The sequence below is a fragment of the Nitrobacter sp. 62-13 genome (genome assembly GCF_001896955.1).
In the GTDB taxonomy this organism is placed as follows: Bacteria; Pseudomonadota; Alphaproteobacteria; order Rhizobiales; family Xanthobacteraceae; genus Nitrobacter.
This window is the reverse complement of the sequence record NZ_MKRN01000095.1, coordinates 1-3642: the sequence shown is the minus strand read 5'-3', so window position 1 is coordinate 3642 and position 3642 is coordinate 1. Positions and strand designations below refer to the sequence as shown.

Here is a 3642-nt window from a genome sequence, read left to right as displayed (position 1 = left end):
CGCTCCTCCGCCGAGAATAGCGGCGTTTTGCCCGGATGAACGCCGATGGCAACGATCAGCCGGTCGCACAGGACCACGGCGTGCCTGACGACATCGAGATGGCCGTTGGTAACGGGATCGAACGATCCGGGATAGAGCGCGACGCGGGGCATGGTCTCGTCTGGAGTGGGTGGAGCCGACGTGAAGCATTCAACGCGTCACGGCCGGGCAAAGGCATTCGAAGAACGGCGTCGCTTCGCTCGCCTTGCACCGACCATCCACGTCCTTGATCTGTTGCGCGTCTCAAGACGTGAATGCCCGGTTTCACGCCAGGCACGACGATTAATCAAACCATTTCGCTTTAGCGCGCCTGTTCGGACGCCGCAAGCGAAGCAGGTTCCGCGAATATCGCGCCGAGAGCCGATATTTTTTTCGGAAGACCGGCCGAACCAATTCGGGGGCTGGCGCGTCTTATCGTCATGACAGCAAGATCACTGAAATCGTTGCGATTTTCCGGCGCCTTGTTTCATCCGGCCCAGGGGGGCGAAACAATTCTTCGGCTGATGAAACCACTTTCCCGAGACAGCGAAGACATCGCGAAACAGGAGCCGGCTAATCAATCTGCCAACCAAACGGGTCGACAAGCCAAAAACGGCCAGACCCAAAACAGGGGACCGTCATGATCAAGGCTCTTTCCGCCGTCGCGGTCGCAGCGTTCATCGCAGCCGCCCTCACCATTCTCCCGGGTTTCGCTCCGCAGGTTTCGGCGAGCACGCCGATCCCGCTCGCCAAGGGCGACCGTCTCGACATCAGCCCGGCGCCGAGCGCCTGCTCGCAGCAAACCTGGCCGAATTTCGCGGCGTCCTGCCTTCGCACCGCCGATTCCAGGACCACCGTTCGTGAAGCCCGTCTGGTGACGGCAAATACTCGCTGATCCGGATTTCGAACTTTTATTCCTCAACCTCCAAAGAAACTTCAACAAACCTCCAAAGCGAAGCCGCCCGTATGCCCACGGGCGGCTTTTACTTTGCGGTATTGGCGCAGCGTTAGAGCCTTTTCGATTTTGGTGGAATCGACCTGGACTTCACCTCTCCCCATCGGGGAGAGGTCGGCGCGAAGCGCCGGGTGAGGGTTTTGACCAGTCGATAGGTTGTAACCCCTCACCCCACCCCTCTCCCAATGGGAGAGGGAGCACGCGTCGTTTCGTAGCAGGTGTTCCACCAAAATCGAAAAAGCTCTAGCCGCCGTTACCGTTGCCGTTCTCGTTTTCCTCGCGGATATGCTCGACCGACACCACGTGCTCGTCATCGGCCGTGCTGAAGACGCGAACACCCTTGGATGCGCGGGAGGTGATACGGATGCCTTCCACTGGCACGCGGATCAACTGGCCGCCGTCGCTCACCAGCATGATCTGGTCCGACATCTCGACCGGGAACCCGGCCACGAGGTGACCGATCTCGCCGAGCTTAGTGGGATCGGTGGCGCGAATGCCCTTGCCGCCGCGACCCGACACCCTGAACTCGAACGACGACGACCGCTTGCCATAGCCCTGCGCCGTCACCGTGAGCACGAACTGCTCGGCAGCGCCCATCTCCACATAGCGCCCCTCGGGCAGCGAGAGATCGGTGTGCGCGGCCTCGTCGGCCTCCGGCGTCGCCTCTTCGGGCTCGATATCCTCGCCGGTCGCGGCGCGGCGGATCGCACCGGACTGCTTGAGGTAGGCGGCGCGCTCGGCCGGCGTCGCCTCGAAGTGGTGCAGGATCGACAGCGAAATCACCCGGTCGCCCCCGGCCAGCGCGATCCCCCGCACGCCCATCGATGTCCGGCCCGAGAACACGCGCACATCGGTCACCGGGAACCGGATGCATTGACCGCCGGCGGCTGTCAGCAGCACGTCGTCGCGCTCGGTGCAGATCTGCACGTCGACGATCGCCTCGCCCTCGCCGAGCTTCATCGCGATGATGCCCGAACGGCGAACGTCGACGAAATCGGACAGCTTGTTGCGCCGGACCGTGCCGCTGGTGGTCGCGAACATCACGTCCAGATTGGCCCAGGACGACTCGTCCTCCGGCAGCGGCATGATGGTGGTGATGCGCTCGCCCTGCTCGAGCGGCAGGATGTTGATCATCGCCTTGCCGCGCGCGTTCGGAGCCGCCATCGGCAGACGCCAGACCTTTTCCTTGTAGACCTGGCCGCGCGAGGAGAAGAACAGCACCGGCGTATGCGTGGACGCAACGAACAGGCGGCTGACGAAATCCTCCTCGCGCGTCTGCATTCCGGAGCGGCCCTTGCCGCCGCGCTTCTGCGCGCGATAGGTCGACAGCGGCACCCGCTTGACGTAGCCGGCGTGCGAGACGGTCACGACCATGTCCTCGCGCTGGATCAGGTCCTCGTCCTCGACCTCGCCTTCCTGCTCCACGATGACGGTCTTGCGCGGGGTGGCGAATTCGGCCTTCACCGCAGAAAGCTCGGTCTTGACGATCGCCTGCACGCGCGCGCGCGACCGCAGGATGTCCAGATAGTCGGCGATCTCGACGGCGAGCTTGTCGAGCTCTTCGGAGATTTCCTCCCGGCCGAGCGCGGTCAGGCGCTGCAGGCGCAGATCGAGAATGGCCTTGGCCTGCTCCATCGACAGTCGCGCCGTGCCGTCCGGCGACATGCGGTGGCGCGGATCGTCGATCAGCGTGATCATCGCCGCCACGTCCTTCGCCGGCCAGTCACGCGACATCAAGGTCTCGCGCGCACTGTTGGGATCCGGCGACTCCCGGATCACGCGGATGATCTCGTCGATGTTGGCGACGGCGATGGCAAGGCCGACCAGAATATGGGCGCGGTCGCGCGCCTTGTTGAGCAGGAACTTGGTGCGCCGGGTGACCACCTGCTCGCGGAACGCGATGAACAGCGTCAGCAGGTCCTTCAGGTTCATGAGCTGCGGACGCCCCGCGTCCAGCGCCACCATGTTGGCGCCGAAATTGGTTTGCAGCGGCGTGAACCTGTAGAGCTGGTTGAGCACAACCTCCGGAACGGCGTCGCGCTTCAATTCGACGACGACGCGAAAACCCTCGCGGTCGGACTCGTCGCGCAGGTCAGAGATGCCGTCGATCTTCTTCTCGCGCACCAGTTCCGCGATGCGCTCCACCATGCTCGCCTTGTTGACCTGATACGGAATCTCCGAGACGATGATCGCCTCGCGATCCTTGCGGATGGTGTCGATCGAGACCTTGCCGCGCATCACGATCGAGCCGCGGCCGAGGTGGTAGGCCGAACGGATACCCTGCCGCCCCAGGATAATGCCGCCGGTGGGAAAATCCGGCCCCGGAATGATTTTGATGAGATCGTCGATCGGAAGCGCAGGATCGTCGATCAACGCCACGCAGGCGTCGACGACCTCGCCGAGATTGTGCGGCGGAATGTTGGTGGCCATGCCCACCGCGATGCCGCCGGCGCCGTTGACCAGAAGATTCGGAAACTTCGCCGGAAGAACCGACGGCTCCCTCTCGCTGCTGTCGTAGTTCGGCTGAAAATCGACTGTGTCCTTGTCGATGTCGTCGAGCAGCGATTGCGCGATCTTGGTGAGGCGGGATTCGGTGTAGCGCATGGCCGCCGCCATATCGCCGTCGACCGAGCCGAAATTGCCCTGCCCGTCGATCAGCGGCACGCGCA

Annotated in this window: 3 protein-coding genes; 1 reads left to right on the top strand and 2 read right to left on the bottom strand. The window is 63.4% G+C overall.

Annotated elements, in window-relative coordinates:
* Window positions 1-152 (bottom strand): adenylyltransferase/cytidyltransferase family protein (locus BGN91_RS17665; RefSeq protein WP_366408398.1); only part of this gene is annotated, 152 nt, incomplete at its 3' end.
* 506 nt (window positions 153-658) lie between these two features.
* On the opposite strand from BGN91_RS17665, the gene BGN91_RS08440 reads away from it, so the two are divergent.
* A complete protein-coding gene (locus tag BGN91_RS08440) occupies window positions 659-913 on the top strand; it encodes a hypothetical protein (protein ID WP_292612227.1) in 255 nt (84 codons plus the stop codon).
* Window positions 914-1216: 303 nt separating this feature from the next.
* On the opposite strand, the gene gyrA is transcribed toward BGN91_RS08440, so the two are convergent.
* Window positions 1217-3642: DNA gyrase subunit A (gene gyrA, locus BGN91_RS08435; RefSeq protein ID WP_292612226.1), on the bottom strand; the 2426-nt coding region annotated here is incomplete at its 5' end.